This is a genomic window from Albimonas pacifica (genome assembly GCF_900113695.1).
GTDB classification, from domain to species: Bacteria; Pseudomonadota; Alphaproteobacteria; order Rhodobacterales; family Rhodobacteraceae; genus Albimonas; species Albimonas pacifica.
Map to the genome: position 1 here is coordinate 111,114 of NZ_FOQH01000013.1, position 7,457 is coordinate 118,570.

Consider the following 7,457-nt stretch of genomic DNA (forward strand, 5'->3'; position numbering starts at 1 on the left):
GGGCGCCCGGGGGGCGGACCGGGCTCCGAAGACCGCAGGGCGCCGCCGGGCCGATCAGGCCAGCAGCAGGCCGGCCGCGTCGTCGTTCAGGATCAGGCCGAGGCCCTCGGCGTCCAGCAGCTCCGCGCCCTGGGGGTTGGAGAGGAGGACCGCAAAAGTCTCGTCGGCCTCCGGGATCTCGTCGCCGGTCAGGGCCACGTGGATCTCGCGGGTCTGCTCGCCGGGGGCGAAGCGCAGCGTGCCGGAGGCGGCCTCGAAGTCGTCCTCCCCGGCGGTCCCGGGGGCGGCGGTCCAGTCGACCGTGATCTCCTGCACCGCGGGGGCGGTCAGCGAGACCTCGAAGACCATCCAGGCGGTCCCGCCTTCGTCGAGATCGAACTGCATCGGCTCGAGGTAGGCCATCTTGGCCTCGATCACCGTGCGCCAGTCGTCGGCGAGCACCCCGCCGGTGTCGCCGGAGTTGGGGTTCCAGGACCAGTACGTCCAGCCGATCCCCTCCTGGCCCGGGGCCAGTTCGGAGGCGCCGTCGCCGTCGAAGTCGCCCTGCAGGTAGGCGGTCAGGGCGGCGAGCCAGGGTTCGTCCTTGGGGTCCTGAAGGCGTGTGCCGAATTCGCCCAGCATCACCGGGGCGATCTCGTCCTCGAAGATGAAGCCCCAGGCCTCGCGGAAGATCTCCGGCAGGTCCTCGGCGAAGTCGGGGGACTGGAACCACGGCTGGGCGTGGACGGAATTGCCGTAGTCGTGGGGCGAATAGACCAGCTTGTCGGCCACGGCCAGCTCGATGGGCCGGTCGCGAACGCCCTGCAGGGCGCCGCCCCACCAGTAGCTGTCGCCCTGGTAGGCGCCGACGCCCTCGACCAGGATCAGCCAATTGGGATTGACCTCGCCGATGGCGTCGCCGGCGGCCTCGGCCGCGCGGGCCCAGTCGGAGGCGCCGCCGCCCCCCCAGGTCCCCGCATGAGGCTCGTTGTGCAGGTCGGCGCCGATCACGGTGGGGTCGTCGGCGTAGCGGGCGGCGAGCATCCGCCAGTCCTCGATCCACCCCGCCTCGGTGAAGCCGCCCTCGCCGTACCACAGACCGTTGCCGGACGTGCCGGCCCCGGCGGTCGAGCGGTGGTGGTCGAGGATGATCCGCATCCCGATCTGGCCCGCGTAATCCACGATGACGTCGAGGATCTCGAGCGGCGTCAGCCCCGCGAGGTCGGGGTTCTGCGAAAAATCGATGCCGTTGGGCGCGGCGGAGGTGTGCAGCATCTCGGAGGAGAAGGGCAGGCGGATGGTGTTGAACCCCTCCGCCTTCATCTGGTCCATCATCGAGGCGTAGCCGCGGGTCCAGAGGCCATGGGGCGCGAAGGTGTCGCTCTCGAAGCCGAACCAGTTCACGCCGGCGATGCGCACCGGGTTTCCCTCGGCATCGACGACCTGGTTTCCGGAGGTGGAGAACCAGCCCGGCGACGCCCCGCCTTCGTCGCCTTCGGCCGCCCGGGCGTCGCCGATGCCGAGCCCGGGGACCGGCGCGGGGTCGTCGTCGACGATCGCGCCCTGGGCCCGGGATGCGCCCAGGGTCGCGCCCTTCGGCGACGACAGGGCGATGGCGAAATGTTCCGTCCCCTCGAAGACCGCGTCGTCCAGCGTGGCGACGCGCACCGTCTTCACCGTCTCGCCCGGCGCGAAGACCAGCCTGCCGGAGACGGCGGCGTAGTCCTCGCCGGCCCGGGCCGTGCCGTCCTGCGCGGCCCAGTCGACTTCGATGGTTTCGACCGAAGCGGCCGAGAGCGAGATCTCGAACTCGAGAAACCCGCCCTCGACCACTTCAGCCCCGGCGACCGAGATCGCCGGCGACGCGACGGGGGGGTCCGCGCCGTCCAGGGCCAGGCCGGAGACGGCGCTGTCGCCGCCCTCGGCCTGGAAGCCGAAGCCGGTGGTTCCCCCGGCGGGGACCCCGGCGTTGTAGTCCAGGTTCGCCAGCACGTAGCGGACGCCCCCGGCGCTTGCCTCGTGGCTCACGATCCGGGCGTTCCAGATGTTGACGATCTCGAACTCCGCCTCGAAGGAGACGCTCCAGCCGTCGAGCGCGGAGGCGCCGGCCCCCACGGTCATCTCGGCGACGAAGCCGCCCGACCAGGCGTTGCGCACGGCGTAATCGACCTCGCCCCCCGCGGGCGGCGGAGGCGGCGGCGGCGGGGCCGCGTCGTCGTCGAGGATGCGCACAACGCCCCTGCGGTCGGCGAGCGTCGCGCCCTCGGGGTTGGAGAGGCGGACGAGGAAGCGCTCGTCGTCCTCGGGGGTCTCGTCGCCGAAGACGCGGATGCGGATCGTCTGCACCGTCTCGCCGGGGGCGAAGCTCAGCGTGCCGGAGGCCGCGCGATAGTCCGCGCCGGCCTGCGCCGTGCGGTCGACGGTGGACCAGTCGACCGTTACGGGAGCGTCCGAGGCCTCGGACAGGCGCACCTTCAGCCGCGCCACGCTCCAGCCGTCGTCGCCTTCCTCGAGGCGGCGGTTGGAGATCGTGAGCTCCGGCAGCGGCGCGGGTCCCTCGGCGTCGTCGTTGCGCAGCGTGACCCGGGCCTCGGCGTCGGCGATCTCGGCGCCGGTCGCGTCCGAGAGGCGCACGAACAGCGTCTCGTCGTCCTCCGCCGTCGTGTCGCCCATGGCGTGGACGTGGAGGGTCTTCGCCGTCTCTCCGGGGGCGAAGGTCAGCACGCCGGAGGCGGCGTGATAATCCTCGCCGGCCGTCGCCGTGCCGTCGGCGGTGGTCCAGGCCACCGTGACCGGCGAGGTCGAGGCCCTGGAGAGGGAGACCTCGATCAGCATGTGGGTCTCGCCCGCGTCGCCCTCGGCCCCCGAGACGTCGGCGAGCGTGATCCGCGGCGGGCCCGCGGGCGCCGGGTCGTCGTCGAGGATCGTGGCCGTCGCCTCGGCCCGCGCCAGCGTCGCGCCGGAGGGCGAGGTCAGGCGCAGGCCGAAGGTCTCGTCCGCCTCGTGCAGGGCGTCGTCGGCGAGCGCGACCGAGACCGTCTTCGCCGTCTCTCCGGGCGCGAAGGTCAGGGTCCCGACGGCGGGGACGTAGTCCTCGCCCGCCCGCGCGGTTCCGGCGACGGTCGCCCAGTCGACCGTCGCCGGACCCGAAGCGGGAGCGGAGAGGGACACGGTGAACTCGACCACCCCCGCCGCTTCGCCCGCCTGCGCGTCGCCCGCCGAGAGCCGCGGCGCAGGGGCGGCCCCCTCCAACGCCGCCTGCCACTCCGCCCGGGCGGAGGGATCGCGGGCGACGATCGCCCCCATATCCATCGCGCCCAGCGGAACGCCGGCGAGGGTGTAGCTCTGGTCGTTGCCGTCGATGGCGATCACCACCGAGCCGCCGACCTCGGCGAGGGTGAACTGGTCCCCGCGCAGCCAGCCGAAGTCGAGCCGGTCGACGGCGGGGTCGAAGTCGAGCGCGACATGCGCCCCCCAGTCCCAGTCGAGGACGAAGACCTCCCCCGCGACGCCCGAGGGCGGCGCCCCCGGCCCCGCCTCGGTCGGCCAGGCGGTCGTGCCCGGGACCGGCATCCCCTGGTCGAGGATCCGGTCGTCCGGCACGGGGCCGAAGCCGAGCTGCAGGTGCACCCGGTCCTCGCGCACCTGGGCCGAATAGAACAGGAAGTTCGAAACCGAGAGCTGGTCGACCGAGACGCCCAGCAGGATCAGCGTCTGCCCGGTCCCGGCGTTGGAGATCACCGCCCCCTCGGCCCCGTCGGTCATCGAGATCTGCTCGCGCGTGCCGTAGTGGCGGAAGTCCACCACGTCGGTCTCGGGGTCGAAGGCGACCCGGTCGATGCGCCCCGGCTCGTGGGAGCGGGCGTAGATCGTGTTCGCCGCCGGCTCGATCCCGTGCGCCCAGGCCAGGGCGCCGGCGAGGCACTGGCGCAGGTGGTCGTTGATCACCGGCAGGAAGCTGTCGACCGTCAGCTGGCCCAGCGAGACGCCCTGGATCACCGTGGTCTCGCCCGACCAGGGATCCATGAAGCCCGCGCCCGCGGGCGTGTCGACCACGATGAAGTTGTGGACGGAGACGTCGCCGAGATCGAGCTTGTCGCGCGACGGATCGAAGCCGATCACGTCGCCCCCGCCCTGAACCACCTGGAAAACCGTGCCGGCCATCCGCTCCTCCCCGCCGCGGCCTCGTGTCAGGGCCGCTCTGCGCCACGCCCTCCCCCCTCGGGCGGCGCAGGGCTGTGCTACCAGCCTGCACGCGCCGATCCAGAGGGGGAGCGGGAGGGATCGGCGAACCGGGCGGAATCCTCGGTCAACGCGGCGGCGGCGAGCCTGCCGGGCGGCGGGCCCGGCCGCTTGTCCGGCCGTCGCGGCGCCTGTATCGAGGACGGGCGACTCCCCCACCCCGGGCCATTTCCACCGCTGCGGAGACCGTGACGATCGCCCTCGCCCCGAGTTCAGCGCCGCCGCCCGGCCCCGCGGCCCCGGGCCCGCCCTCCGTCGAGCCCGCCGCGCTCCTGTTCGGGGGGCTGCTGGGCGGTCCGGTCTCGGCGCTGCGCTTCCGCTCGGCGGCCTGGGCGGCCTTCGTCGTGTTCGAGATCATCGTCCGCCTGTTCATCTACCAGGACCTGTGGTCGGCGGTCGCGCTGACGCTGGCGCTCGACCCGTTCGTGATCGCGTTCGCCTATGGGCTGTCGGCGATCTACCGGCGGCTGGGCTTCGAGGGCCGGCTGACCCTGCGCTCGCTGGGCTGGATCCTGGGGCTGGGGGCGGCGGGGGGCGTGCTGATGGCGCTGGGGGCCGAGATCCTGCGCCCGCCCCTGCGCATCGCGCCCTTGCAGGGCCTGATCCTGCCGCCGTTCCTCTCCGTCGCGCTCTATTACTTCCTGGCCTACCTGTGCTGGGGCCTCGCCTGCTTCTGGACCACGGCCGAGCGCGCCCGCCGCGCCGAGCGTCGCCGCGCCGCCCAGGCCGAGGCCGAGGCGCGCGAGGCCGAGCTGCAGCGCCTGCGCCTGCAGCTCGACCCCCACTTCCTGATCAACGCGCTCAACGGCGCGGCGGAGGAGCTGCGCGTCGACCCCGCCGCGGCCCATGCGATGATCGAGGACCTGTCGATCTTCCTGCGCCGTTCGCTGGCGGGCATGGACCGCCTGGTCGCCCCGCTCGACGAGGAGGTGGACGCGCTCGAGGCCTATCTCGCCGTCCAGCGCTCCCGCTTCGGGGAGCGGTTCGAGGCCTCGCTCTCGGTGGACGCGGCGGCGCTGGGGCGGGGCATCGCCTCCTTCCTGCTGCAGCCGCTGGTCGAGAACGCGGTCGAGCACGGGCGGCGCGGGGGGCGGCGCTCGCTGTCGGTGGCGATCCGCGCCTGCGGGGCGGAGGAGGACCTGGAGATCGTGATCCGCAACCCCGGGCGGCTGGCGGACGCGGCCCCGGCGGGCACCCGCTCGGGCATCGGGCTCGACAACGTGCGCCGGCGCCTCGCCCTGCACTATCCCGGCCGCCACGCGCTGGCGCTGGAGCAGGACGGGGAGGAGGTGCGCGTCTCCCTCCGGCTGGAGGGGGCGCCCGAATGAGGGTGGTGATCGTCGACGACGAGCCGCTGGCGATCCGCGCGCTCTCGCGCCTGCTCGCCGCCGCGCCGGACGTGGAGATCGTGGCGACCGCGGGCGATCTCGACGCCGGGGTGCGCGCGATCGAGGCCCACCGCCCCGACGCCGCCTTCCTCGACGTGGAGCTCGACGAGGGCGACGGCTTCGACCTGCTGGCCCGGCTCGATCCCGCCCCGCGGGTGGTCTTCGTCACCGCCCATGCCGAGCGTGCGGTCGACGCCTTCGCGGTGCAGGCGGCCGACTATCTCCTCAAGCCCGTCGATCCCGGCCGGCTGGCCGAGGCGCTGCGCCGCCTGCGCCCGACGCCCGACGCCTCGGGCGAGCCGGTGGAGCTCGCCACGCCGGGGCGCACGCTGCTGGTCCCCCCCGCCTCGATCGCCGCCCTGACCGCGGAGGGCGACTTCACCCGCGTGCATCTCGCGGGCGAGCCCTCGCTGCTGATCCTGCGCACGATGAGCCATTTCGAGGCGACGCTGCCCGCGCCCCCGTTCGTGCGGCTGGGCCGCTCGACCATGGTCAACGTCGAGCGGGTGCGCCGGCTGGTCTCGCGCGACCGCAACCTGACGCTGGCGACGCTCGACGGTCTGGCCGAGCCGCTGGCGCTGGGCCGCGCCGCCGCCGGGCGGCTGCGCGCGGCGCTCGCCTGCCGCAGGGGCTGAGAGATCCTGCCTGCCGGTCGGCAAGGAGGCTTGCCCCGCGCCCGCGGATAGGCTCCAACTGGCCGCGACCGACCACGCGGGGGGCCCGTCGCGGCGCCCCGCCCTGCGAAAGGCCGCCCATGACCGCTACCGACGCCCCCACGATCCACGACGCCGAGCTGCGCGCGACCCCCGGCAGCCTGTTCGAGACCATGGGCCTGCAGCGCCGCACCCATTTCGAGGGCGGCCGCGCGGTGATCGAGTACATGGCGGGCGAGCACATGTGCCACTCGGGCGGGATCGTGCAGGGGGGCTTCGTGACCGGCTGGATCGACCAGTCGATGGCGATGGCGCTGATGAGCCTGGTGGGGGTCGAGCAGACGCCGATCTCGCTGGAGATCAAGATCAGCTTCTTCGCGCCCACCCGCCCGGGCCTGGTGATCGCCGAGGGCTGGGTCGAGCGGGCCGGCCGCTCCACCTGCTTCGCGGAGGGGACGCTGCGCGACAAGGCCGGCCTGCTGCTGGCCAAGGGCACCTCGACCGTGCGCCTGATCTCGCGCGCCAAGGCCGAGGCCGGCTCGCGCGCCGCGCTGGAGGCGGCGAAGGGGCGGGGGGCCTGAGGCGCGACTCGCCCGAGTCGGGCGAGTCGCCGGATTCGGAGCCTCCTCGGCCCCGGACCGGGCCCTTCGGGAGGGTCGAAAGCGACGCCCCGGCGTCGGACCCGGCGCTGCTGCATCCGCGTCCATCCTTGCGCAGTTGCGGCAACCCCGCGCTCCCGCCGGGGCGCCGCGACGTCCGACACGAAAACTTCGCACAAGCCGCGAGAAAGCGGTTGCACCCCCCCGCGATTCCCCCTAGATACCCGCTCACCGACGAGGGGCAGCGCTCCTCGGACGGTTCAGCGGCAGCCGCGAGCGTCCTGGACGTTCCGAAAGGAACGAGGGGATGGGTTGTCGCCGGGCTCTTTGACATTGCGGGTTCTGGAAGGGACGTGCGGACGGTTCGGGTTGTTGGGATATTCCTGACGGTTTGAGGTCTGCATGTCGCCTGCTGAGGAAGCCGGGGGTACGCTCCTGGTGGACGATGAAGCAGGTACTACGTGGCCAACTTCGACGCTTCGGCGTTGGGGATTGGTCGCCAGTAAGTAATGACATGCAGGTCCAAGACGTCAGATGGACTGAGCTTCGGCTCGGTTTCAACCTGAGAGTTTGATCCTGGCTCAGAACGAACGCTG

At 73.1% G+C, this 7,457-nt stretch carries 4 protein-coding genes; 3 read left to right on the top strand and 1 reads right to left on the bottom strand.

What is annotated here, in order from left to right:
- Nucleotides 1–54: 54 nt before the first annotated feature.
- A complete protein-coding gene (locus tag BM064_RS23695; RefSeq protein ID WP_092864995.1) occupies nucleotides 55–4,143 on the bottom strand; it encodes a Calx-beta domain-containing protein in 4,089 nt (1,362 codons plus the stop codon).
- A 266-nt stretch (nucleotides 4,144–4,409) separates the two neighbouring features.
- Between BM064_RS23695 and BM064_RS23700 the strand changes: the two genes are divergently transcribed.
- From BM064_RS23700 to BM064_RS23710, 3 genes are all read left to right on the top strand, one after another.
- The gene (locus BM064_RS23700) at nucleotides 4,410–5,549 is read left to right on the top strand and encodes a sensor histidine kinase (protein ID WP_092864998.1); all 1,140 of its coding nucleotides are present in this window, start codon (nucleotides 4,410–4,412) and stop codon (nucleotides 5,547–5,549) included.
- A complete protein-coding gene (locus tag BM064_RS23705) occupies nucleotides 5,546–6,244 on the top strand; it encodes a LytR/AlgR family response regulator transcription factor (protein WP_092865001.1) in 699 nt (232 codons plus the stop codon). The genes BM064_RS23700 and BM064_RS23705 overlap by 4 nt, the downstream gene beginning before the upstream one ends.
- A gap of 119 nt (nucleotides 6,245–6,363) precedes the next feature.
- Entirely contained in the window at nucleotides 6,364–6,843 is a 480-nt protein-coding gene (locus BM064_RS23710; RefSeq protein ID WP_092865003.1) for a PaaI family thioesterase, read from the top strand.
- Nucleotides 6,844–7,457: the final 614 nt, after the last annotated feature.